This is a genomic window from Atopobium deltae (assembly GCF_001552785.1).
Taxonomy (GTDB): Bacteria; Actinomycetota; Coriobacteriia; order Coriobacteriales; family Atopobiaceae; genus Atopobium; species Atopobium deltae.
This window is the reverse complement of the sequence record NZ_KQ959507.1, coordinates 1-24,360: the sequence shown is the minus strand read 5'-3', so window position 1 is coordinate 24,360 and position 24,360 is coordinate 1. Positions and strand designations below refer to the sequence as shown.

General features: G+C 50.9%; 24 protein-coding genes. 1 reads left to right on the top strand and 23 read right to left on the bottom strand.

Annotation, left to right across the window (positions count from 1 at the left end; translation table 11 throughout):
• Window positions 1-95 precede the first annotated feature (95 nt).
• The 14 genes from coaBC to HMPREF3192_RS04335 form a co-directional block, all read right to left on the bottom strand.
• Window positions 96-1,331, bottom strand: coding sequence for a bifunctional phosphopantothenoylcysteine decarboxylase/phosphopantothenate--cysteine ligase CoaBC (coaBC, locus tag HMPREF3192_RS04405; protein WP_066305770.1), 1,236 nt, complete (start codon window positions 1,329-1,331; stop codon window positions 96-98).
• A gap of 2 nt (window positions 1,332-1,333) precedes the next feature.
• Window positions 1,334-2,083 (bottom strand): zinc ribbon domain-containing protein, encoded by a 750-nt coding sequence (locus HMPREF3192_RS04400; protein WP_066305768.1) that lies wholly within the window; start codon window positions 2,081-2,083, stop codon window positions 1,334-1,336.
• Between the two features lie 47 nt (window positions 2,084-2,130).
• Window positions 2,131-3,297, bottom strand: a complete 1,167-nt coding sequence (locus HMPREF3192_RS04395; RefSeq protein WP_066305766.1) for a cysteine desulfurase family protein — start codon at window positions 3,295-3,297, stop codon at window positions 2,131-2,133.
• A gap of 3 nt (window positions 3,298-3,300) precedes the next feature.
• Complete coding sequence (gene rpe / locus HMPREF3192_RS04390; RefSeq protein ID WP_066305764.1) at window positions 3,301-3,984, bottom strand: ribulose-phosphate 3-epimerase; 684 nt, start codon at window positions 3,982-3,984, stop codon at window positions 3,301-3,303.
• A 28-nt stretch (window positions 3,985-4,012) separates the two neighbouring features.
• Window positions 4,013-5,083, bottom strand: coding sequence for an NAD(P)H-dependent glycerol-3-phosphate dehydrogenase (locus HMPREF3192_RS04385; RefSeq protein ID WP_082715642.1), 1,071 nt, complete (start codon window positions 5,081-5,083; stop codon window positions 4,013-4,015).
• A gap of 3 nt (window positions 5,084-5,086) precedes the next feature.
• Complete coding sequence (locus tag HMPREF3192_RS04380) at window positions 5,087-5,755, bottom strand: glycerol-3-phosphate acyltransferase (RefSeq protein WP_066305761.1); 669 nt, start codon at window positions 5,753-5,755, stop codon at window positions 5,087-5,089.
• 78 nt (window positions 5,756-5,833) lie between these two features.
• The gene (gene der / locus HMPREF3192_RS04375; protein WP_066305759.1) at window positions 5,834-7,150 is read right to left on the bottom strand and encodes a ribosome biogenesis GTPase Der; all 1,317 of its coding nucleotides are present in this window, start codon (window positions 7,148-7,150) and stop codon (window positions 5,834-5,836) included.
• Window positions 7,151-7,237: 87 nt separating this feature from the next.
• Window positions 7,238-8,089, bottom strand: a complete 852-nt coding sequence (gene ispH, locus HMPREF3192_RS04370; RefSeq protein WP_066305757.1) for a 4-hydroxy-3-methylbut-2-enyl diphosphate reductase — start codon at window positions 8,087-8,089, stop codon at window positions 7,238-7,240.
• A gap of 4 nt (window positions 8,090-8,093) precedes the next feature.
• Window positions 8,094-9,623: a (d)CMP kinase gene (gene cmk, locus HMPREF3192_RS04365; RefSeq protein WP_066306038.1), complete on the bottom strand. Its 1,530-nt coding sequence runs from the start codon at window positions 9,621-9,623 to the stop codon at window positions 8,094-8,096.
• A gap of 24 nt (window positions 9,624-9,647) precedes the next feature.
• Window positions 9,648-10,394, bottom strand: coding sequence for a pseudouridine synthase (locus HMPREF3192_RS04360; protein WP_082715641.1), 747 nt, complete (start codon window positions 10,392-10,394; stop codon window positions 9,648-9,650).
• Window positions 10,387-11,136 carry an SMC-Scp complex subunit ScpB gene (gene scpB, locus HMPREF3192_RS04355; protein WP_066305753.1) on the bottom strand — a complete coding sequence of 250 codons (750 nt, stop codon included), beginning with the start codon at window positions 11,134-11,136 and terminating at the stop codon, window positions 10,387-10,389. Before scpB ends, HMPREF3192_RS04360 begins: the two co-directional genes overlap by 8 nt.
• A gap of 3 nt (window positions 11,137-11,139) precedes the next feature.
• Window positions 11,140-12,063, bottom strand: coding sequence for a segregation and condensation protein A (locus HMPREF3192_RS04350; RefSeq protein ID WP_082715640.1), 924 nt, complete (start codon window positions 12,061-12,063; stop codon window positions 11,140-11,142).
• Window positions 12,064-12,142: 79 nt separating this feature from the next.
• Window positions 12,143-12,877 carry a site-2 protease family protein gene (locus HMPREF3192_RS04345; RefSeq protein ID WP_082715639.1) on the bottom strand — a complete coding sequence of 245 codons (735 nt, stop codon included), beginning with the start codon at window positions 12,875-12,877 and terminating at the stop codon, window positions 12,143-12,145.
• A 445-nt stretch (window positions 12,878-13,322) separates the two neighbouring features.
• A complete protein-coding gene (locus HMPREF3192_RS04335) occupies window positions 13,323-15,401 on the bottom strand; it encodes an ABC-F family ATP-binding cassette domain-containing protein (protein ID WP_066305749.1) in 2,079 nt (692 codons plus the stop codon).
• Between the two features lie 477 nt (window positions 15,402-15,878).
• Between HMPREF3192_RS04335 and HMPREF3192_RS04330 the strand changes: the two genes are divergently transcribed.
• Entirely contained in the window at window positions 15,879-16,307 is a 429-nt protein-coding gene (locus HMPREF3192_RS04330; protein ID WP_066305747.1) for a hypothetical protein, read from the top strand.
• Window positions 16,308-16,495: 188 nt separating this feature from the next.
• On the opposite strand, the gene HMPREF3192_RS04325 is transcribed toward HMPREF3192_RS04330, so the two are convergent.
• From HMPREF3192_RS04325 to HMPREF3192_RS06645, 9 genes are all read right to left on the bottom strand, one after another.
• On the bottom strand, window positions 16,496-17,377 hold the full coding sequence (locus tag HMPREF3192_RS04325) for a hypothetical protein (RefSeq protein WP_066305742.1): 882 nt from the start codon (window positions 17,375-17,377) through the stop codon (window positions 16,496-16,498).
• Between the two features lie 15 nt (window positions 17,378-17,392).
• A complete protein-coding gene (locus HMPREF3192_RS04320; RefSeq protein WP_066305740.1) occupies window positions 17,393-17,911 on the bottom strand; it encodes a hypothetical protein in 519 nt (172 codons plus the stop codon).
• Between the two features lie 199 nt (window positions 17,912-18,110).
• Window positions 18,111-19,151, bottom strand: a complete 1,041-nt coding sequence (locus tag HMPREF3192_RS04315) for a VG15 protein (RefSeq protein ID WP_456236296.1) — start codon at window positions 19,149-19,151, stop codon at window positions 18,111-18,113.
• Window positions 19,152-19,288: 137 nt separating this feature from the next.
• Entirely contained in the window at window positions 19,289-20,647 is a 1,359-nt protein-coding gene (locus HMPREF3192_RS04310) for a phage portal protein (RefSeq protein WP_269447688.1), read from the bottom strand.
• A 59-nt stretch (window positions 20,648-20,706) separates the two neighbouring features.
• The gene (locus tag HMPREF3192_RS04305) at window positions 20,707-21,000 is read right to left on the bottom strand and encodes a hypothetical protein (protein WP_066305733.1); all 294 of its coding nucleotides are present in this window, start codon (window positions 20,998-21,000) and stop codon (window positions 20,707-20,709) included.
• Window positions 21,001-21,034: 34 nt separating this feature from the next.
• Complete coding sequence (locus HMPREF3192_RS04300) at window positions 21,035-22,129, bottom strand: hypothetical protein (RefSeq protein ID WP_066305725.1); 1,095 nt, start codon at window positions 22,127-22,129, stop codon at window positions 21,035-21,037.
• A gap of 6 nt (window positions 22,130-22,135) precedes the next feature.
• A complete protein-coding gene (locus HMPREF3192_RS04295) occupies window positions 22,136-22,522 on the bottom strand; it encodes a P27 family phage terminase small subunit (protein ID WP_066305723.1) in 387 nt (128 codons plus the stop codon).
• Between the two features lie 681 nt (window positions 22,523-23,203).
• A complete protein-coding gene (locus HMPREF3192_RS04290) occupies window positions 23,204-23,440 on the bottom strand; it encodes a hypothetical protein (RefSeq protein WP_066305722.1) in 237 nt (78 codons plus the stop codon).
• A gap of 400 nt (window positions 23,441-23,840) precedes the next feature.
• Window positions 23,841-24,158 carry an HNH endonuclease signature motif containing protein gene (locus HMPREF3192_RS06645; RefSeq protein WP_082715638.1) on the bottom strand — a complete coding sequence of 106 codons (318 nt, stop codon included), beginning with the start codon at window positions 24,156-24,158 and terminating at the stop codon, window positions 23,841-23,843.
• Window positions 24,159-24,360 lie beyond the last annotated feature (202 nt).

The following is a 24,360-nucleotide window of genomic DNA, read 5'->3' as shown; positions in this document are numbered from 1 at the left end:
TGCCAATGGTTTGGTCGCGCAAGACGGTTTTGTTCGGCCATTCATGAGAAATTTTTTCACATCCAATAAGAATTCCCACGAAAGTAACTCCTCACTTACCGCAACAGTTCCGCAAGCTTCGCCACAATGTGCTCGGCGACCTCTTTTTTAGACAGCGTCGGCAGCTGCTCAACCGACGACGGCGTAACAAAACTCACCGTGTTGGTATTGCTTCCAAAGCAACTATCGGCGCGACTCACGTCATTGGCAACAATCATATCACAGCGTTTATCTGCAAGTTTTTGCTGAGCGTGCGCCACAAGATCATCCGTTTCGGCGGCAAATCCAATAACAATGCGCTGCTCTTTTTGAGCACTTAAACTCCTGAGAATATCGTCGGTTTCGCGCAGCGCAAGCGTACTGAGCGGCTCAGCATGCTTCTTGAGCTTATGATCGCAGGCTTCAACGGGAGTCCAGTCCGCAACTGCAGCGGTTAAAATAGCAGCATCCACACCCGTAAACGCTTCCAACGAGCGCTCATACATTTCGCGTGCACTCGTAACATCGATGGTTGTAACACCACAAGGTGCCGCAAGGGCGGTGGGTCCCGTAACCAGCGTTACTTCAGCGCCAGCGTCACGCACAGCACGCGCAAGGGCGTACCCCATTTTGCCCGAGGAGGCATTCGCAATATAGCGCACGGGATCAATAGCCTCATGCGTAGGACCTGCCGTTATGAGGACTTTTTTTGACGATAAGATCTGCGGCTGGAGACGACGCGCACACCATAACAAACAGGTATCAACAATGTTTGTAACCGACGCAAGGGCGCCAGTTCCCGTTATGCCACAGGCAAGCATTTTTGTTGCGGGGGTAATAAGATGCATACCACGTTGCAAAAGCGTATGCACATTGTGCTGCGTGGCAGGGTTGTTCCACATCTTGGTATTCATGGCGGGCGCAATCACAAAGTCCTTATCGCACGCGAGCGCGGATGCACTTACCACATCATCGGCAATGCCTGTGGCAAGCTTTGCCAATACGTTCGCAGTACAAGGTACTACCAGCACCACGTCGGCCCAGTCAGACAAATAAATATGCGGAATGGGAGAATCATCAAAATCGTAGAGACTCGTTGCCACAGCATGACCCGAAAGCGCTTCAAACGTTGTGGGGCCAACAAACTTACAGGCATCATCTGTCATGGCAACACGTACATCGCAGCCTGCCCTTTGCAAGCCGCGCATACATTCGATGGCCTTATAGGCAGCAATGCCGCCACAAACGAGCAACAACACATGTGGCTGAGATTGTGGAGACTGATCAGCGGCAGCGGATTTGGTTCTACACATTTTTAACGCTCCTGCTTTGTAGCCTGCTGAGCTTTATACGAAGGATCGCGCACAACAAGCATGCGATGACAATATGGGCAGGTAGTGATTTCACTCTTGCGAGCACGAATGTCAGCATACGAACTTGGCTGCAAAGCAACACGGCAGACCGAGGGGTTGTTGCCAAAAAGCGTTTCGACCGCTAAGCCCTTAAAGCGCTTGGCAGCCTTAGTATATTGCGCTAAAAGCTCAGGCTGTATCCGATGACACAGCTCCTCACGCTCCTGCTCAAGGGCTGCTATAGCATCATTATGTTCAGACGTGGCGGTTGTGTATTCATCAAGCTGTGTCTGTGCCTCAGTTTGTAAATTTTTTGCAATCTTTTGCGCCTTTGCTTCGCCATTACGCAGCTTGGAAAGCTTTTTATCCAGCGCGATCTTATCAAAATCCAAACGGTCAATGCGACGCGCCAGATGCGTGAGCTGCTGCTCATAACTGGTAAGCTCACGAAAATCCGTTGTTTGAGATGCTTCTTTCGTGACCTGATCAAGCACCTCGTGCATGTGATCATAGGTAGCACGGTTGTCAGCAAGCTCCATCTCGACATCTTTGCGCTCGCCTTTGAGCTTCGTCAGCTGCGAGGCAAGGCTTCGCGCCGCTCGTTTGATGGTATGTATTTTTTCTTGCTGCGGTAATGACGCAAGCATGCGCTTGTGGCGAATAATTTCAAGATCAACTTCTTGCAGGCGCAAGAGAGCTTCAAGGTGCGGCATAAAAAACTCCTGAATCAGGTTTTTAATGGTTTATTATCGATGCCAAACTATCGATAACGAGCGACAATATCTAATAAGGTATCGCAAAATCCGTCGAGCACGTCGGAAGAAACGCGCTCATCAAACGAAATGCGTAGAGCTCCAAAGGCAAGATCTCTGGGTATACCCATGGCCTTTAACACATGTGATGGCTCCAGCGACGCCGACGAACAGGCCGACCCTGCCGAAACCTCATAGCCACGTGCATCGAGCTGGAGCACCAAGGTTTCGGAATCAAGCCCATCAACCATAATGCTTACCAAGCCAGGCAAACGATTTTCGTCGATAAGAGCAGTCGTGGTGGGCACAATATGCGTATCCTTTTGGCAGAGTCTATCATAGACAGCCTGTGCTTTTGCTGCGACCTGCGCTCGTACGCTAGGAAGATCCTGCATCACGAGCTTGGCAATAGTAGCAAACACGTAGGCGCTTTGTACATCTTGTGTACCAGGCCTGCGACCAAACTCCTGTCCCCCACCAAAATTTTGTGCTTTAAAAGGACAGGTTTTGCGAATAGCCACAGCGCCAATACCGATGGGAGCACCAATTTTATGAGCAGCAATGCTCACCGCATCAACCTCGTCGATGCATAGTGGTATGCGTCCAAAAGCCTGAATTGCATCCGTATGAAAACGTGCACCCGCGCTATGAGCCACCCGTGCAAGCGAGATTGTATCCATCACAATGCCCGTCTCGTTATTCGCATGCATAACCGACACCAGTGCACAGTGCTCATCAATGCGTTGTGCAAGATCATCGGCATAGATTTTTCCATCACAGCGAGGAGGCAACAACACCACGCTAAATCCGCGTTCGTGCAGCTTGCTCACCAGATCCAAAATGGAGTCATGCTCAATAGCCGAGATAATCACCGTTGTGCGGCCAGGATCCTGCCTGCGCACACCTTCAGCAATACCATAGATCGCAAGGTTATTTGATTCGGTACCACCCGAGGTAAAGAGAAGCTCAGGAGGCCTGAAGCCTCCACCCAGAGCTTGAACAAGATCGCGACGCGCATCTTCAAGCACTTGGTGAGCCATGCGACCCATACTATGCAGCGAATTGGGATTGGCGCCCGCACACGCGAGCTTTCGATATGCCTCCTGTGCCTGGTATGCTTGCTTGCGCACGGGCGCTGAGGCAGCATAATCTAAATATGCAAACTCTGAACTCATGAACTACTCCATATTGCCCTGCATGCTGTAGCCGCCCTGTGCAGCCTTTCGAAGTGCAGCAATATTATGAGCATAGTCATCATGAAACACCGAGCTACCCGCTACGAGCAAATTTGCGCCATAACGACACACGAGCTCGGCAGTGCGCGTGTTAATGCCGCCATCGACCTCAATAATGGGGTTGACCTGCGCTTGCGTGCACAAGGCACGCACGGCTTTAAGCTTGTGTACGGTGCTGTCAATAAACTTCTGTCCGCCATAGCCAGGGTTGACACTCATGATAAGTACCATGTCAAGATCGTAAATCAGCGGATCAAGGGCACTTACGGGTGTTCCTGGATTAAGCGCGATCGCCGCAAGACGACCCTTCTCGTGAATACGCGAAATAATGCGATGCGGATGCGTCGCCGCCTCCAAATGAAAGCACACAATATCGGCACCAGCATCGATATATTCGTCAATCATGCTGTCGGGATTATCAATCATAAGGTGCACGTCAATAGGCAGATCCGTGTATGCTTTCAGCTGTCGTAAGATGGGGAGCCCAAACGAAAGGTTGGGCACAAACCTGCCATCCATCACATCAAAATGGATGTAATCAGCCGTCGAAATTTTATCGATCTCGTGTCCGAGCTCCATAAAGTTTGCCGATAAGATCGACGGAGCTATTTTTGGCGTATCAAACATGGGCTTTCCTTATCTCGTTGTGGCGGGCTTAGAGCGAGCGCTGAAATCCGTAAAACTCCTCGTGCGGTTTGCGCTCAAGCAGTATAGTAAACGCATCTTCCAATGAAAGATGTTCGTACAAAATAGCGTGCACCGTTTTGGTGATGGGAACTTCGATGTGCTTATCCTGCGCAATAGCATACACACTTTTAGCGGCGCGAGCGCCCTCGACAATCATCTTGGTGGAGCGCTCATACTCCTCGAGTGTGGTTCCCTGCGCGAGCGCCACACCAAAGCTTCTATTGCGCGAATGCGGTGAAGTACAGGTTGCAACGAGGTCTCCCATACCGGCAAGACCCATGCAGGTCAAAGGGTCGCCGCCGCAAGCACTCACAATGCGTCCAATCTCGGCAAGACCACGCGTCATAATAACTGCCAAGGTATTATCGCCCTGTCCTACGCCCACGGCCAGGCCCGCCGCAATAGCGATGACATTTTTGACAGCAGCGCACACCTCAACACCTACCAGGTCATCCGAGACATAAATGCGGAACTCTGGCGATAAGACCAGGCGCTGGAAGCGCTCGACGATCTTAGGGTTTTTGCCCGCAATAACGGAGGCTGCAACCTTCTTTTTGCATACCTCTTCGGCATGGTTGGGACCCGAAAGCGCGCAGATAAGGTCGGGCTCGCCGAGCTCCTCCGCAACCACTTCGGTCATGGTTTTGGCGCCCTGGTGTTCCATACCCTTTGTGAGCACTAGGGAGGGCGTGCCAGGTTTGCGATACTGCGCAACATCACGCGCGGTTGCACGCAAAAACGATGAGGGCACCACGAAGAAAATCTCGGCGGCATCCGCCAGCGCTTCCTGCATGCTGAGCGTCGCCACCACGTTGTCTGGAAGCGTGTAGTCGGTCAAGTACAAATTATTTTTATGCGTCTGAGTAATTGACTCGGCGATCTCGGCAGAATGCGACCACATGACGACCTTATCGACATGGGGCGCTATAAGCCCTGCTACGGCAGTTCCCCACGAACCCGTGCCGACCACGCAAACCGTATGCGGAGCGTGCGTGCTCGTGTCCACAATCTCGCTCGCGATGTCCTGCGTACTATTCATTCACTATTCACCCTTTACTTCATGATGAAACGAGAAGCGCTTCTCTTGTCCTGTGAGCAATTTTTTAAGATTGTTGCGATGCGCCCAAATGACGATAAAAGCGACGAAACTGATAAGTCCAAACACCTCAGGCTTGGCCTGATACAAAAACAAGGTCCAGAAGGGCAACGAGGCCGCCGCTGCCACCGAGCCCGCCGAAATGAGGCGTGTTGGCAGGATGATGGCTAAAAAGACTGCCAACAAACCAACCGCTACTAACGGAGCGAAGCCTATCATTGCGCCAAAACCTGCGGCGATGCCTTTACCCCCCTTAAAGCCCAAGTAGGGAGAAAAAATATGGCCACACACACCCGCCACGCAGACAGCAGCGCCAATCCAACCATAGGCACCCGACGGCATAGTCGCCGCTGCATCAGGAAGGCCAAATGCAAACATGACAATTACGCGTGCCGCAACGCTGCAAGCAATGGCTTTTATCGTATCGGCAGCAAGCGTCAGCGCCGCCGCTTTTGCGCCAACACTGCGCCCCACATTGGTTGAACCAATATTGCCCGAACCCATCGAGCGAATATCGGCATGCGTCATGCATGAGCAGATGATAAGACCAAAGGGTATGCCACAAATAAAGTAAGCTGCGAGCATAAGTACTATGGTAAGAACAACTGGATCCATCGATCATCTTTCTTGGAGGGGGTTACGGTGCGGTTGTGCGCAGGAGCCTGCGACGGCGCAATGTCGGACGGTACCGCCTTACTCTTTCTTGGCAAAACGCAAACGGATGGGCGTGCCCTCTAAAGGATACGCTTCACGAAGGCGATTTTCGAGGTAGCGTCTGTAATTTTCATCAACCATATCGGGCGCATTGCAGAAAAACGTAAACACGGGTGGATTGATGGCAACCTGCGTTGCGTAATGAATTTTAAGGCGCCGGCTTTTATCGACAACGGTATGACCCGTTTGACGCAAATGCGTAATGAGAGTGTTAAGTTTTGCTGTGGTCACACGACGTCCGCGAGCAGCAGCGGCCGCCGACGCCATACCCAGAATTTTATCCACGCTGCGGCCCGTGAGTGCCGAAATACGCACATACGGCGCCCATGACACAAAGGTCAGGCGCGACTCAAGCGAGGCAATCACGTCTTCGCGCTGCTTATCGTCCTGTAGCAAATCCCACTTATTCAACAAAATAACCAGAGCGCAGCCGCGATCAATGGCCATGCCTGCAATTTTTTGGTCCTGTTCGGTCACACCGTCGACCGAATCGATAACCAGCAAACACACATCGGCCTTATCCATCGCACGCAGGCCGCGCACCATGCTGTAATACTCGACGTCCTCGTGCACAACAGTGCGCTTACGCATGCCCGCCGTGTCAATCAAACGATACAGCTCACCATCCTGCTCAATCATAATATCGAGCGCGTCGCGCGTGGTGCCTGCAATATCCGACACAATACTGCGCTGGCGCCGCGCAAGCTTGTTAATCAGCGATGATTTACCCACATTGGGACGTCCTACCAGTGCAATGTTGAGCATATCTTCGGTATACAGCTCGTCGTCGGTGTCTTCGGGCAGCACGGCAATGATTTCGTCGAGAAGATCGCCCGTTCCATACCCGTGCAACGCCGAAAGCGCAAAGGGTCGCCCTATACCGAGTGAATAAAAGTCCCAAATCTCTCCATCGGAATCGGGGTTATCGAGCTTATTGACGCACAAAAACACAGGCTTTTTGGTTTTACGCAAAATACGCGCGACTTCTTCATCTTCGTCGGTCACACCAACCGTACCATCAACCACAAAGATGATGGCATCGGCTTCCTCGCACGCGGCGAGCGCCTGGGAGCGAATGTGCGACGCAAAGGCATCGTCGCTTCGGTTTGGCTCGACGCCGCCTGTATCGATAAGCGTAAACTCACGACCAGACCAATCGGCCTCATGATATGAGCGATCGCGGGTGACGCCGCGCGACTCGTGCACAATGGCTTCTTTATCCTGTGCGATACGATTGACCAGCGTAGATTTCCCTACATTGGGTCTACCAACAATCGCAACAATGGGTTTTGACATAACAACTCCTGATCTGGTGGTTCAGTTTTCAAACGTTTTCATAGGATGGTTTCTAGTATACCCGCAACAACGCGCGATGCGGCGGCATTACAAGGCTTCGCAGATCTTTTCGATAGCTTGATGAACCGCCATGATTTGATCGGCTGGTGTTGATGCGCCAGCGGTAATGCCAACATGTTCTGCCTGCTCAAACCAGACGGGCTGAAGCTCCTGCGGGATTTCGATATGATGCGTGTTGGGGCACGACTGGGTCGCGATCTCCGTGAGCCGAGTCGTGTTGGCCGAATTTTTTCCGCCGATCACGATCATGACATCGCTACGCTGGGCGAGAAGGGCGCAGGTATGTTGGCGCTGAGTCGTGGCATCACAGATGGTATTAAAAATGCGCAGCTCCTCGGTTTTAGTAAGAAGCTTCAAAATGACCGACTGGAAGTTTTGGCGTGATTGCGTGGTTTGCACAATGACACCAACCTTGCGCTTCAGCTTTACACCTTCGAGATCTTCAACCTTCGAGATTACGGTTGTGCTTGGTGCGTTACCAAGAGTACCCTCTACTTCCGCATGGCCCAACTCCCCCACCATGAGCACCTGATAGCCCTGCTCCTCAAGCAGGCGTGCTAAGCGATGCACCTTTTTTACGTAGGGGCAGGTTGCATCCAGCACGGTTTTAGAGAGCTCTTTGGCACGGCGCACAACCTCGGGCGCCACACCATGCGAGCGGATAACTACGACATCGGCCGTCGTTTTGTTGATATCTTCGGCGACATCGACGCCCTTCTCGGCAAGCTGCGAAACGACCTGCGGATTATGAATAAGCGGACCCAAGGTCTGCACAGACCCTGCGTGCTGAGCGGCGGCCTTGTTCACCATTTTGAGGGCGCGCTCGACACCAAAACAGGCACCTGCTTCAGTCGCTATTTCTATCGTTGGCTTCTTCATAGCACTAATTTCTGCCAGGATGCTCTTGCTTTAAGACATCGCGCAAGGCATACATCTGCTGCGTAGCCTGCTGCTCAAGCTGGGCAAGATACTCCCTTCGGTTTTTAGCGTTGCCTTCGTCATACACAATCGGGGTTCCCACGCGGCAAAATACCTTTTTTGGACGAGGGTAACACTTGCCAGGCGGGGTGATATCGCGCGCACCCACAATAGCCATAGGAATAATGTCCGCCTTGGCCATCTTTGCGAGCAGCGCAAAGCCACCATGAATTTCGACAGGCTGATCATCCGTGCGCACGCGAGTGCCTTCTGGATAAATCAAAATTGATTCCCCACGTTGCAGCGCGCGCTGAGCACGACGTAACGCCTTAATGTCGGCCGTATTGCGCGAAACGGGAAAGCAGCCAAAACGCGGCAGCGCCCAGCGCAAAATGCCAATGTGGTTAAACTCGCTTTTGTAGATGGGACGCACGCTGCGACCAGATAAAATCAGCGAACAGGTGGGCAAAAAAGGATCCAAAAATGAAACGTGGTTCATAATGATAATGACGCCTTTTTTGCTCGCGGGCGCGGTCGAACGGGCGGTGGTCGACGTGTTGTTGGTGACGGTCTCGGATGCGGGTACCGTTGCGGCGAGCAGCGTGTCAAAATTCTCGATCTTCCAGCGGTATTTAATTTTGGTGTAGATCTGGCACACAGCCACTACAAACTTGAGGAGCGCACGCAAAAACAAACTGAATTCAGCAACGGGTCGTTCGTAATATTTGTCGAGAGGATCGATGAAGGCAGTGGCTTTTTTTGTTGCAGCAGTTTGGTGCACGTAGGCCTCGATTTTGGCGCATACTTCATCAACCGATAAGTTCGACGAATCAATGTGATGGGCATCAGTGGCTGCCACTAAAGGCGATACTGCACGTGTTGAGTCAATCTCGTCGCGGCGCTTAATATCCTGCAAAATTTGCTGTTCTTCATTGGGGTTTGTGGGGGTGTGGGTAGCCTTTGCCTCATCACCACCACTGCGCTGCACCGCGCGGCGATGCGCGCGAGCGCAGGCATCAGCAGTCAAAAAAATCTTGACGTCAGCGTTGGGAAAAACAGTAGTGCCAATATCGCGACCTTCGGCTACCACGTTGCCCTTCTCGCCAGCCTGTTGTTGCAGACGTACCATCGCTTGCCGTACCTCGGGAATAGCTGCGACCTGTGAAACATTTTGGTCGATGAGCACCGTGCGAATATCAGCGGTCACCTCGGTGGTGTCGATAAAAACACGCTGTGTTGCGTTGGCGGTGACGGGCTTGGCAGAATCATCAGCGGAATTGTCGTTGCGTGAGGCCTCAAAACGAATGTTAATCGTTTGTGCGCAGTTCGCTACCGCGTCGGTATCTGATAAATCGATACCGTTTTGCAAACAGGCAAAGGTCACTGCACGATACATGGCACCTGTGTCGAGATACGACAATCCCAAGCGCTGCGCTATGCGTTTTGCAACGGTTGATTTACCAGAACCAGCAGGTCCATCAATTGCAACTATCACGTAAACCTCCGAAGTATAACTCACTTACTTGCTTATACCCAATTTCGTATGAGTGGAAAGGTGGGTAGAAAGCGCCTCAATTTCGGACGAATCCAACAAACGCCACTGGCCTTCTGGCAAATCGCCCAGTGTGAACGGTCCAAATTTTTCGCGATGCAGGCGTACAACGGGGTGACCGATGGCTAAAAACATGCGCTTAACCTGGCGTTTTCGTCCTTCATGAATCGTGATGCGCACGGTCTTCTTGTCAAGTAACTGGCAGCGTGCTGGCGCACACATGCCATCTTCAAGACGAATGCCAGCTCGCAATGGATCAAGCTCAGCCGATGCAAGCGGTCCTTGTACCTGTACAAGGTAGGTCTTCGACATATGTCGAGAAGGATGCAGCAAATCGTTCGCGATATTCCCATCGGTGCTAAACAACAAAAGACCCGTGGTATCTTTGTCCAGACGTCCCACGGGAAAAAGTCCCGGATAGGTTTTTGTGGGGACGAGCGCAGCAACGCAGGGTCGTCGCTGTGGATCGTACATCGTTGTAAGTACGCCCGCGGGCTTGTTGAGCATCAAAAAAACGGGGTCATCGGGCAAGGTGCAGGGCTTTCCATCAAGGGCGACACTGTCCTGACTTGGTGCGACTTTCGTGCCGAGTTGGGTCACGACCTGGCCGTTTACGCTCACGCGACCAGCCTCGATGAGTTTCTCGGCATGTCGACGACTGGCCACGCCCGCTCGCGCTAAAAAGCGTTGGAGGCGCATGAGGTCATCAGACATGGCTGCTGTCCTCTTCGTTTGCATTGTCAGCGGAAGCATCTGTGACATCGGCCGAATCGGGGTCGTCGGCGTCCATATCGATAAGGTCGCGCTCTTCCGTTAAGTCCTCGTCCAAATCTTCCAGCGTGCTTGCCATGCTTTGTCCGCTTAGGCGCTCGCGGATAAACCGCTTGGAAGCTTCGTCTGGTGCGAATTGTTCGAGGTCAGGAAGTTGTTTGAGTGAAGTAAGGCCGAATTGTTCCAAAAATGCTGCCGTCGTGCCATACAGAATGGCCTGCCCTGCCTGCGAACTACGGCCGAGCTCGCGCACCAAGCCCTTATCGACTAAAGACGATAAGACGCCGTCGGAATTCACACCGCGTACCGCACGAATTTGCTCGCGCGTGACCGGCTGATGATATGCCACCACCGCAATGGTTTCGAGTGCAGCCTGGGAGAGTTTTTTGGTATCCCACGATAAGACAAATGCTTCAACGTAATCGTGATACGCAGGATGTGTATACAAGCGCCAGCCGCCCGCAACTTCGCGCAGCTGAAAGCCACGATTTTGGTCCTTATATTCAAACGAAAGCTCTGCCAAGGCGCTTGCCACTTCCCCAGGCGTGGCCTTAACAATGTTTGCCAGCGCCGATGCCGAAACGGGATCCGTTGCGACTAACAACAGCGCCTCGAGCAGCGGTTTTAAGTCATCTGCAGCAAACGAGTCCTGGGGTGTTGCGGATGCGGACGTAGATGTTGTCATAAACTAATCCTCTTCCTGCGAATGCTTCTGCGAATGGGCATCGTTGGCGGTTGCGGTGCCTGACTCGTCGGTATTCTCGCCCAGTTTCTCGTCAGTGGCCTGCTCGTCGAACTTATCATCGAGTTCCTCATCAAACTCCGTAGCATCTTCGTGATACTCGGGCGCACCTTCGACCTGTTCAAGTGAAATCTCGCCAAATAATTCTGGCTGCGACAGGTGAATCGAACCATGTTTAAAGAGTTCGAGAATGGCTAAGAACGTGACGACGACCTGCTCTTTTGAGCTTGCCTCGTCAAGCAATTCCGAGAATTTCATCGTGCGTTTTGCACGCAGCAATCGATCGACCGAGGTGATCGTGAGTGCCAGTGGCAGACGCTTGGGCGCAATGTGATCTGCCTCGAGCAAAAAACTTTCTTTGCGACTATCCAGATCAGCGCAAATGACCGCAAGGCCGCGCAGCGTAATGCCCTCCAGATAATTGGGCATGACATTCAAAAAGTTTGCGTCAGGACCAGCGCAACGAGGGTGCATACGTGCTTCGGCCTCCATGCGCGCACCCAAGGCGGCCGCCGCATTGCGAAACTGCTTGTACGCAATGAGCCTGGCAATGAGCACCTCACGAGCCTGCTGCGGCGAGGCAAACAGAAGCTCGTCGTCTTCATCATCGTCAAACGACGACTGTCGTTTATAGCGATCGTCATCGGGCACTAACGCCTGCGCCTTAATGTCGAGCAGCGTTGATGCCACCAGCACAAAGTCGCTTGCCACGTCCAAATCCATCGTTTCCATACGCTGAATCTCGGCCAGATACTGATCCGTCAGCTCGCTTATCGAAAGCGCGCTAATATCGACCTTCTGCTTGCTTACGAGCTGCAGCAAAAGGTCAAACGGACCTGTATATACCTGTGTTGAAACGCGATATGACACGAACTGTTCTCCTCGAACTTCTCGGCAGCGGCTGGCAGGCTGGCGAACTTCTCGCCAGCAAATCTTTTCGACGCTACCGCTACAGCAATGGCCGCACGAAAAGCGCCTGTATGAAGCTAGCAAAATTATAGAGCATATCAAACAGCGCACCGCCAGCCTGTCCAATATACATGCCGAGAATATCGACGTGTGTGAGCTGAGGCAGGATATACAGAAGCACAAGCAGGATTGGGAGCGCTTGCGCCTGGATTTGATAATAGCGCTGCTGGGCGCTTTTGCTGAGCAGCGGAAAGATAATGGCCGAGCCGTCCAGAGGTGGGATGGGCAGCAGATTAAAAAACATGAGAGAAATGTTGATCATAATGTAGAGGGTCAAGAATTTAAAAACGTACGCCATCCACGGAGCCGATTGCACAAAGTCGATGCTCACACTTCCCAGAACGAGGCCGAGCAGTAGCGCCCCCACAAGCGCTTGCAACAAATTGCTGAGCGGTCCCGCAAGGGCGACCAGCACCTCGTCACGCGTGCGCTGCTTCAGGTTGGCAGGATTGTAGGGCACGGGCTTGGCGTAAGCTATCATGCCACCACCAAGCATCATCGATAAGAGCGGCAAGATGACCGATCCAAAAGGATCAAGATGCACGAGTGGATTTAAGGTGATGCGTCCTGCTTGCTGTGCGGTGGGGTCTCCGCAGGCGCGGGCTATCACGGCGTGGCTTAATTCATGGAGCACCAATGCGACGAGAAATGCCACGATGTGGATAAGCAAATCAAAGGGTTTTTGTAACAGGGTGGTCAATGCTTCAAATGACATAGATAACTCCATGTGATCAAGACGTTACGAGCAGACGGTGCGGATGGCACGAGCGCAGGGGTGTGCAGTGACACGAGTGCAGACTCCGCGACGTACGATCGCACTCTGTGCAGTCGGGCTCGTTTATGAGCGCACGAGATGTGCAAGGCGTACAAACAACCAATCCAACAAAAAACAAGCGAGCGCTAACAGGGCAATGTCCCCACGAAAGGCTCCATTAAACATGGTTGGTATGCTTGCAAAGCCACGCAAAACAAGTGGTAGCACGTGCGACACCAGGATTTCTGCTTTCACGAAAAAAGGATAGAGGAAACCTGATGAACCATACAAGCCTATAACCAATATCACCAAAAAATACGCCAGCAAACGCATGAAACGTGCACAAAAGACAAACACTGATTCGAAAAGGTTTTTAGAGCGTGGCGAGCGGGACGCGCGCGACCTGTTACTGATCATGCTGCGCCTCCTCGAGTTCTGTTTGCAGGTTGAGCCACTCGTCTTCGAGCAGCGGAATTTTTTTCGAAAGCGCAGCATACTCAGTCATGGCCTCTTCAAACTTTTTGGAATTGGCATACAACTCTTCTGATGCCATCGCATTCATCAACTCCTGATAGTGCTTTTGCGCTGGCTCCAGCACCGCTTCAATCTCGCGCAGACGCTTTTTGGTGCCCTGCAACTTCTTATGCATTTCTTGGCGCCGCTGCGCTTCAAGGCGGCGCTGCTCCTTGGTTTTAACATTGCGCCCCGCGGGAGTGGCGAGAAGATCGACGTTGGTGCCAGTGGCGTTTGCTGCAGCGCCGCAACCAGCGGCAGTGCGACTCGCAGGCACGACGGGCTTCTCGGCAGGTTGCCCCTTTTCGCTAGCACGCGTCGGGGTAGCCTCACCAGCGCCACTCGCTGCAGCTTCGAATTGCGCACGCTTAAACAAATAGTAATCGTAGTCGCCGTCGTGCAACGTCACCTGACCATCTCGCACATCAACGACCTTGTTTGCCAGCGCGCGCACCAAATGCTCGTCGTGGCTGATCAGCACAATGGTGCCCGCAAAGCTTTTGAGCGCCGACTCGAGCACCTGTACCGAATCAATGTCCAAGTGGTTGGTCGGCTCGTCCAGACAAAGCAGCGGATCGGGCGCAACCAGCATTTTTGCAAGCGCCAGACGCGCGCGCTCCCCTCCCGAGAGCACCGAGATGCGCTTATCGACATCGTCACCATGGAAGAGAAAAGCGCCGAGCAAGCGACGTTCCTCGGAAGCCGTCCAGTGCGGCGCAGTCGCATCCATTTCTTGCAGGACTGTATTCGACGCAGTTAGGGTTTCGAGTTGATGCTGAGCATAGTAGGAAAAACTCACATTTTGTCCATGCTCGACCTGGCCTGTCGTTGGTTTGATCGTTTGCGTTATGAGCTTCATTAAGGTGGATTTACCTGCGCCGTTAGGGCCCACCAGCGCCACATGATCGCCGCGATACAGCGTCAGATTGACGTCAGCGTACACAGGCGTATCGGCATCCTGATAGGTCTTGCTCACGTTGTGCAAGCTCACGACCATATCGCCCGTGCGCGGTGGCTCGGGAAACGTAAAATGCACATGCTTGACCTGCGTCGGCAACACCACAAGCTCTTCTTTGATCTTCTCGAGCTTCTTGACACGATCCTGCACCTGCTTGGCCTTCGTCGCCTTGTAGCGAAAACGTTCAATGAACGTCTCAAGATGCTTCATATCGTTTTCTTGCGCTGCGCGTTTGGCCCGCAGCTGCTCGAGATTATCGGCACGTTGCTTAAGGTAGGACGCATAATTTCCCGTATAGGTCACAAGACTGCGATTTTCGAGCGCGGCCACGTGACTGACGCAGGCATTCATAAAAGCGCGATCGTGGCTGACGAGAAGAACGGCGCCATCGTACGACGCAATGAATGACTCCAGCCAACGAACGCTTTCCAGATCAAGGTGGTTTGTGGGCTCGTCGAGCAGCAGCACGTCGGGGTGGCGCAGCAGCAGCTTTGACAAGACAATGCGCATTTGCCAGCCGCCCGAAAACTCATTTGCAGGCTTTTGGAGATCTTCCACAGGAAAACCCAGGCCGCAGAGAATTTGCCGCGCACGACTCTCGAGCTCATAGCCGCCCGCATGCTCAAAACGATCTTGCGCACGACCATATTCTTCGAGCAACCTCGCGAGCTCATTCTCGTTTGTTTCGGTGGAAATGCGCTGCTCAAGGATGGTAATGCGTTTCGATAGATTCTGGATTTCGTGCGCCGCGTCCATCACTTCTTGCAAGGCACTTTTAGAACCAAACAAAGCATTTTCTTGTTCCAAATACCCCAGAGAAGCCCCACGTGCAAAACTGACGCTGCCTTCGTCGGCAGATTCTTGCCCCATAATGATCTTGAGGAGCGTCGTTTTACCCGCACCGTTGGGACCAACCAATGCCCAGCGCTCTCCCGCATTAAGCTGCAAGGTTGCGTTGGTATACAGAACGCGTCCCCCAAACGATTTGGTGATCTTATCGGCAAGTACTATCACAAGGCAACTCCGAGAAACCCGACGAGGTGTGGCCGCTTCGGCGAACTGTAGCGGCTTCGGCGGACGCTAGCGTCTTCGGCAAACACCAGCGTCCATTCTTCAAAAAAGTATGAAAAAGCGACTTACGCGCTACCAAAATTGCAACCTGTCGTAGGTAGCAGTTTTTTTTGGTAACTCACAAGTCGCTTACCTGCTCAAATGGTGGGCGATACCAGATTCGAACTGATGACCCTTCCGTGTGAGAGTCGAACTGGTGTTCGTCTACTTTATTTCAACTTTATTCTACTTGCAAGCAATTCCAGCTAAACAGCATAACACTTTATTCTTCTTTATTCTATGTTATTCTACAGATGCACGGGAGGCGGCATGGGTTGCAGTACTGGGTGTAACTATAGGTGTATTCCCTGTGTTTTTGCTCTTGGGAACGGGAGTTCAAAATAAGTGGACTGTTGTTTTTTTGCGTAAGGGAGGCTAAACATGGCTGAGGAAGAGGTCGCTTTTACGGGTTATCGCGTTTGGGATAGACGAGGCGAGAACAAAGGCTTTTATGCAGTCCTTAACTGCTCTGTTGACGGAGCCTATAGACGCAAAACACGAGCGCTCAAGGCGACCAACAAGCGAGACGCGATGAGTGAAGCTGCCGCCTTATTCAATGCCGCTGCGTCTTCAGAAGAAGACTTCCTGCAAGATAAATATAAGCTTGATACTTACGCTGAAGAGTATTTTCGCCACCGCGAAAAGCTTGCTGACATTACCCTCAATACGCTTACAAGCTATCGCGGTTTAATGCGCCACATTTGCGCTGAACTCAAAAACCCGTACATACACCACAGCAAACGCAAAGATATCGAGCGCTGGGGTTCTCGCATGCAAGGCTTTGCGCTTCTTCTGAAAGCTCGCTTTTAATGTTTGCTGCCGCGGTTAGCTTTGCGGATTGTTGGCGCAAGTAAAGCTCAATTTTTTTGGCGGGCGTCTGCTCGTCATCGGTAAAGGCTCGATAATCTTCGACTGTTGCGTAAATGTTCATGAAATAGCCTTATAACCAAAAAGCGGCCCTGCACACTGCAAGGCCGCCTGTGTTTCGGATAGATGCTTTACTTGGCGGAAATGGTCGCCTTAACGATGTAATTGGTTACCTCGGGGATCATTATCGTGCCCGTGACGATGTTGGTCTCGCAAGACACACGGTTGTAGGCAGGCGCGTGAGAAGCACCAATAAGACCCTGTTCATCGGTGGTGTACTGAAGACCAGAAGCCGCAAGCTCGTTGAAATCAACGGTGTATACATGCAGGTTCGACGAATCGGTTGCGTAAATGGTCTTTGCGGGAACCTGCGAACTGAAGATGACGGTGCCAACAACTCCTGCAAGGTTGGTAATGTAACGCAAGCCGAATACAGAACCTGCGCCGTCGTTGTGTACTTCTGCATCTGCGGCCCAGTCGGCGTAATCAAGGTAGTTTGCAAAGAAAACGGGGTTTTCTAACGCGTCTCCTGTGGTGTCCATGGAATCGTTGAGCCTTGCGTTTGCTTGAATGAGCGCTGCTTTAAAGCTCTTAGCAGAAGCGCTACCCGTGCCCTTAGCCAGAAGTGCAAAGAAGTCGTTGAGAATGCCCTTGCGGACGTCTCCCACCATCTTGCGGTCGGTCTTGGCAACTGCCGCCTCGTAGCCGTGCTTAAGCACCGCCTGTGCGGTCGTAAGCTTGCGGTAAGCCTTAAGTTGAAGATCACCAACGGCGGTCTTGGTCTGCGTGTACTTGCTCAAGGGTACTTCGTCACCCTCAGCAGTCTGCCCTGCACCAAGTGTGCCCGATACCTTGTACTGATAAAGGGCGGTGCCAGCAGCCAAAGGCTGCACGTCTGCGGTGCCCAAAATAGAAGCCAGACGAGAAAACTCTCCCGTAAACTTTGCGATAAGCTCGATATCCTGCGCAAAAGCAAGATCAGCAGAAGTAATAGTATTGTCCAGTGTAGCCATAATAAAAGCTCTCCTTTACTCGAACATCGAGCGATTGCGTGCGATTGCAAGCAAGCGCTCTTTTGTGTTTTTGATATCCATGATGTCGTCTTTTGTCATAGAAGCAGTGGTGCCTGCTCCTTTGTCGGTTGGGTAGTTTGGCGTTTTCGATTCGTACCAGCTTTTAAGGCTTTGTGCGTTTTCGGTTAGCTCTTCTTCGGTTTTGCCATGTAAAAGATCCGCGGGTACGCCCGCCTGCTTTGCGACCTGAAGAACAAGCCTTTGATGCTCTTGTTGCGTTTTAGCGGCTTCAAGTGCGCTTTCTGCCTTTTGTGCACGTTCAAGTGCTCGTTCAAGCTCTGTTTTGCTGGCCTGCGCCGTCTCGTCAAACTTTTGCGCTTTCGCTTTGAGTTCTTCGTAATCGGCGTATTTTTCGCGTACCTGTTTGCGCGTTTTACCAACAAGCTCGTTTACTTCGTCTTGTGTAAAAGTGCGAGCCTCTTTTTCTTGCGGCTCTTGAGTGTCCGCGTTGGTGTTGGTAGCTTCATTTGCCATGTGTCCAACCTTTCCCCGCTTTATGCGGTGTGTCCTGTGAATACAGTTGTATGCAGTTACCCGCTGCACACGGTAAATATGAAAAAAGGCGCACGTCTGCGCCTTAAGTCAACAATGGTGTATGGATTGGTGAGAATGTGGTATACTTCCCCTAAAGAGGCAAGCCTAATCTTCAGTTGTGAGGTGTGGGTTTGCCTTTTTATTTGCTATGCGGAATAAACTCGATCTCCCCTTTGTGGTTCACCATGTATGCGCCGTTAAGATTTCGATTTCTTACGGCTTGCGCCACCGCTGCCCTGGCGCGTTCGTCTGTGAAGCCTTCATTTTCGCTAAAATCAAAACACACCCGCTTAAACCCTCGCTTTTTCTTGGTCCGCTGAGCGTGCTTATCCACCGTTTGCTCAGATCCCGCGGTGCTTAAATTCTTGATCTCAACACCAGAAACTAAATCAGCGTATCCATATGTAATCCCTTTATTTTTTGGGTCTTGCACCTCGTCGATGCGAAACACTGCTGCAAGCCCTCTTTTTGCCATAGCTGTTGCCGTCCTAAACTCAAGCGGATGATCAGGGTCTTTTGCCTTGAATGCTTCCGCCTCTTTGCTTTCGTATGTTGGCGTAAAAGGTTTTCCTGTTCGTAGCCATTCTCGATCGAAAAACTCAGCCTCTTTAACCATGCGGTGCCAGTCTTCGTCTGAATGCCCATCAATACCCAAAAGCTCAGCAATGCCCTTGAAGCGTGCACACATGCCTTCGGGGTCGTAGCCTTCCAGATGCGGGTTTTTGGTGTCAAAGTCTGCCACGACCGGACAAGTGCATCCAGGGTGACGTTCTGCGGATGCGGTTTTTTCGCTTTTAAAATCAAAATCACGAGAACCGATCATGATGCACCATGCACACGCCCCGATATGCGGAACAAATGCCCACTTTGGGTGAAGCGGATCTCGCTGTGCATTTCCGATTATGGTCGCATCAACAGCTTTTAGCGCATAGTGAGCCATGCGGCCCCCAAGCGCGTTTTTCATGCCATCAAAGTCAACGTTTGTGCCATCTTTATGTGCCACTAACGTCTTTTTGAAGTCTTCGAATAGCCATTGGTCAGGAACGTCGCCTAAATATGTAGGCTCAAACCCATCTGTGGCGCCATATGCCTCGCGTTGCTTTTTGTAAAACTTGAGCGCTATACTCGAGGCTATCTTTTTGTTTCTGACGCGCCCAAGAGCAAGGTCTTGATACAGCATTTGTGTTGTGCGTGTAAGAGATATGCCGCGTTTGAGCGCTGAATTTGCGAGGTCGATTCTAAACGCAACTTCTGCTCTGATAAACTTATCCATCCCAGCTAAGCTGTCTAGATGTTGTTTATACAGATCATTATCAATCACTGTTTGGTCTCATTTCCTAAAAGCTGCCCGAGCTCTGCGAGCTGCTGCGCCACTTCTTTTTCTTGTTTTTGTGCCTCAAGGCGATCAATAGTTGCTTTTGCAAGGCCCATGTTTTCGTAAAACACTTGTGTGCCTACGATTGCTTTGTCGGCTGCGGCGATCTTTGTCCATGCGTCTGCGGTTGCAGATATTGTTGGGCTTGACGGATCTTTGAATAAAGCTTGTACGTCTTTTTTGTTGTCAGGCAGATCCTCGAGCAAACACCCCTCATTAATCGCCATCATAAAACGTGCAATATCTTCTAAAACCCGCGCGTTCGTTCGGTTCATGTGCTCAACGTTTAAAATTAAAGGATTGTTAGCAGCTCCTAGCGCATCTGATGATGTGTATGTATTGCTAAGCACGCCTAACTGCCCTAAAGGAACGTTAGATTCTCCTGAGAAGCGCTGTGCGTCGTTTTCAAACATGCGCGTCAGGTTCGAGATGTCCATCGGCTCGAACTGCCCTACTTGCGGTATGTCTCCATCTTCGTCTTTGGATAGTGCCAGGATTCGTCCGAGATATAAGTCCATTCGTGATTTTGAACCTTCGGGGTAGTTGCCGTTTTCGTCTTTGTTGGTAGGCGACTGTATGACGTTTTGGTCAAGTCCTAACATGTAACGTTGAGGATAGGTATAAAACGCGCTTGCCACGTCCATGTTAAGCACATCTCGCATGGCTTTATCAATAATCGAGATAATCGAGGGCGTAATACGAGAATGCCCTAAAGGTCTGTCAAGATCTGCATCATATGCCATAGGAATAATCAAGGGTGTGTTAAACGGGTTGTGTTCATAAGCACACGACCATGACCGCCCCGCTCTTTGCATCGTAAGAACCGCATCTGAAAAATGAATGATGTATTTGTCTGGTGCGCCTTTTCGGTCGGTTGAAGCAAGCACCACACCGCATTTAGCGCGCGCTTTGTCTTTGTCCCATAGTACACACGACTGCTGCGCTGAAAACGCCCGCACAACGGCTTTAGGCTGGTTTTTAGTGCCCGCCATGACGGTAAAGCAGCTTACGCCATGCGTTAAGCTTGCCGTACATGCTTTGTCGTATAGATTAAGCAAAGCGTTATCTTTTACCATGCGATCAAGTACGGTATCGTTTTTGCCTGCAAATACAAAGCCGTCGAACTTCGAGCGCTTTGCCATTACGTCTACTGCCTTTTTTGCCCAGCCCATAACACACGATACTTGGCGCACCTGCTCTGGCATATCGACCACATCTAAAAGCTTCACCGCTCTGTCCATGCGATAAAGGTTAGTAAGATCTTGATTTCGTGTCTGTACGAATTGCCATTTTGCGAACATATCTTTTGTTTTTTGGCGATAGGTTTCAGGAATTGCCCTGTAAAATTCATCAGTCAAAATCATAGTGCCATCTGCCGTCTCTTCGGATTTCGTCGAATATTTTTAACTGCGAAAACAGCTAGCGTTGCTGCTTCTATTTCTATTGCATCTCCACCAAAGCCCCAGCCGCCGCGAGCGCCAATGGGGCGCTTTGTTGCTATCTTGGCTGCGTTTGCTAAGGCGGGTTGTTTTTCATCTACGGTATGTTTTATTGTGCCGTCTTTAAGGCCGTCTAAAAACGCTGAAGCTGCATCAATTACATCTGTTGCCCGAGGTCGCACAATGTAGCCTTTCGGTGCCTTCAAGCTAAACAAGTTGTCACATAGCGCAGCTGCTCCTGATTGCCCGTCAATAACAACGCCTGCCGCTTGGCTGCGTCTGTCGTAAAGCGCTTCTGCAAGCGTGCGAGTGCCGCGCTCTGTTGTGCCTTCTTCGACAAGCTCGACGGCCACATTTCTGTTCTTGTCGAGCTTTGCTCCGCATAAGGCATAACGTGAGCCATCGGCTGAAAACTTGATGCCGAATGCCGTTTTTTTTGCTGTAATTGTCGCCGATTGCGTCAATTGATGAACCCTTCCACACTTGCGGCGGAATTGCAGGCTCTGCGCTATATTCTGGTGACCAAAAACCTAAGCACTCGCGATTAAAGCCTTCAAGGCTCATGTCTTGTGCTTCTGATGCAAACGTTTCTTCATCGACAAGTACACCCAGTGAGGGGTTTGTCTTGTACCACGCTTTTTTATCTTGCGGGTCGGTGAGCTTGTCGATGCTCCACTCGATCCACGCTGTTTTGCTTTTCTTTTTGAGTACGCTTTGACGAAGTGTGTTGAATACGTCTCCTGTGCCTTCGCCGTTGGGAGGAGTTCCCGCATATATTACTTGCGGGTTGTGATTATGCGCTGCGCGGATTGCAGGGCGTGACGCTTCTTGTTGTGCACGCGTCAAGTCTTGCGCTTCGTCGTAGACCAAAAGTGAGTATGTCTTACCACGAGCGAGGCTGTTGGTACGCGTTGTGAAGCGCACTACGCCGCCATTGTTAAGATATATAGCTTGTTGTCCGTTTGTCTTGCGAACAGCTCGTAAAAGCTCGTGCAGCTCCTCGTTTTCCTCGTCTTCAAAAGGCTCTGACAAGGCTTTAAACATCTCGTCTGCAGTGTCTCCATGCTGACATGTATATAAGACCTTCTCGCCTTCTGCGATGATGCCGTAAAACACGCGTGCTCTGATATCCCAACTTTTGCCATTTTGACGAGGAACCGATAAGGCCACGGTCGGAAACGCATATTTGTCGTTATCTTTTCTGGCTAAAAAGATGTTCAAGACGTGTTTTTGCCACGGAAGCGGCTCGCCAAAAAACTCCGCTGCAAGCTTTGCTGCCATATCGCCGTCCGTGTACGAATAGTTACCCACTCGCTCAAAGGTTGGCTTCTGGCTTGCCTTCATAGGTTTTTACGCTCCTCCTGATTTTTTGGCTCTATCCTTGACGACAAGCGTTAAAAGGCTTGCTTTTTTGGTCTTCTTCTTGTCTTGGTTTTGCGCTTGGTCGTTGATGCCTAGCTGCTTGTTTAAGGCTCTAATTTCTGCGGATGCTTGCTTGAGGACAGCGATTTGTGGCAATGCTTTCAGATCGTCAAGCTTGTTCATGTACGCGACTTGTATGCCGTCTTGGGTTTGCATGTCGTCGATGCATTGCTGGGCGATCTGGTGCCAATGGCACAGCATCGCAAGCGTTGGTATGTCTGAGGCCGTGAAGTTTCTGCCTTGGGTGAGCTCATCGAACTTTTGCGACTTGAATTCATCTTTTGCGATTGAGGCGGGTTTTTTAAGCTTTGCCATATACGCCTCCTGGTAGTGTCGATAATCTTGTGTAATAAAAAACGAGCCTGTAAAAGCCCGTTTTAGATTTAAAGCTGTGTGTCTTAGCGTTAGTGACTGTATGGCCCGTCAGGAAAATACGCGCTGAAGTTACATCTATGCTTAATTGTCACCTTTGCGCCTTCAAATGTCTTTCCGCAATTTGAGCATGTAGGTGTTTCGTTATACTGCGCTATTCTTGATATAGTTGCTTCACGCATATAGCATCTGTCGCATATGGGAAAATCCATATTTACTCCGATGCTCTAGGCTCGTCTTGCAAGCCTTTGTTTTAAATTATTAACCTCATCTTTCGTGGCTTTAATTTTAAGCCTAAGCGTTGCTATTGTCAGCGCCTGCTCTAACGCCTGTATACTTTGCGTTTCAAGCAAGCTTTGCAGCGTTTCAATATCTTTTTTTATCCATGATGCTCCCTGTAATAAAAAAACCGCCCATGTGGGCGGTTGGAGTAATGGGCGCCCGGATTTGCACCGGAGTCTCCTCCAACAAGGCGTACTCCTCCTATACGACAACCCATTACGATGTATAATTCTGCCATTGTTCAAGAACTCTGTCAATCATTTGTCTTTCTTTGTCGGTCAAATGTGCAGCGAATGCCTTTGGCCCATTCTCATTATGAAAATATCTACGGTTGTGTTCGCCTTAGTTAAGCTTTCCTTCTGCGACATCATCGCCAAGCGTGTCATCAAACATTGCCCCTGCATAGGAATAGTCAATCGAACCATCTTTCCAGATTATAAACGGTGCCGTAAAGCCACCATCCGCGCAATTCCCGGGAATCGAAAAAACAAAGGCATGTTCGCACTCTTCCCAATGAGTAAACTGCTTAAAATCGTCGCGTTTCTCGTTGGCAAGCTTTATTGCGTCTTCAAGTGTCATTTTTGCGTCCCTTCAGTCCATACCGATTTTGTGATTCTGCTACTCATACGCAGATTGTCTGTTCTCATTATATCAACAGTGCTGCGCACTGTTCCTCTTAGAAGAGTTTTCGGGTTATACTCTTTTCCAATCTGCGGGTCAAAATACCGAACTTTACCTTTGACATTTTCCGCGACAATGACGTGACCACCGCGGGAATTGCACGCTTATTGTGCCTTGCGTTTTTGCCATAAGGTTTGATATCATCTAGCAGCATAAACAATACTTTCTTAGATAAAAAATACTCGGGGAGAGATAAGCCGTGTACCGCCGAGCTTGCCTGGGTGAGCCTTATAAAAAGACCCCCGTGGTCACGCGAGCCTCGGCATCATGCACACGTGTTTTTTCCTGCGCTTTTCCGTTACCATTGTGTCGTTGTTTTATTCGGTGCTTGGCGCGCCTTTGTTGCTGCTTCTCGTGATCTCCATTGCTGCATCGTCATGTTCGATCGCTTTAAATTGCAGTGTCTATGAGCGGGCTGACAATTAGATATATCAAGCGGGTTTCCACCAAGAGAAACGGGAACGATCTCATCGACCTCAAAGCTTAGAGGCTCTCCCGCCCCCAGGGTGTAATCAATAGGCGCACCACATAAAGCACAAGGCAAACCAAGTGAAGCGATGCGCTTGCGTATAGCGTTGCGCCTAGCCCCGTTCTTGCGCCTCGGGTCTGTTGCCACGCCTGCCTCCTATGTATTGTGCGCTTATATCTAGGCGCTACCCCCTATATGCAAAAAGTCGCACGCATTACACGTACGACTTTCCACTTTATACATTAACATGCTTTATCTGTTCAAAGCTGTTCAGCGCTGTTCACTTCTGTTCAAAGCTGTTCAAAGCTGTTCTTTCAAGCTGTGCTGCCTGCTTTAAGCTCTTCACAAT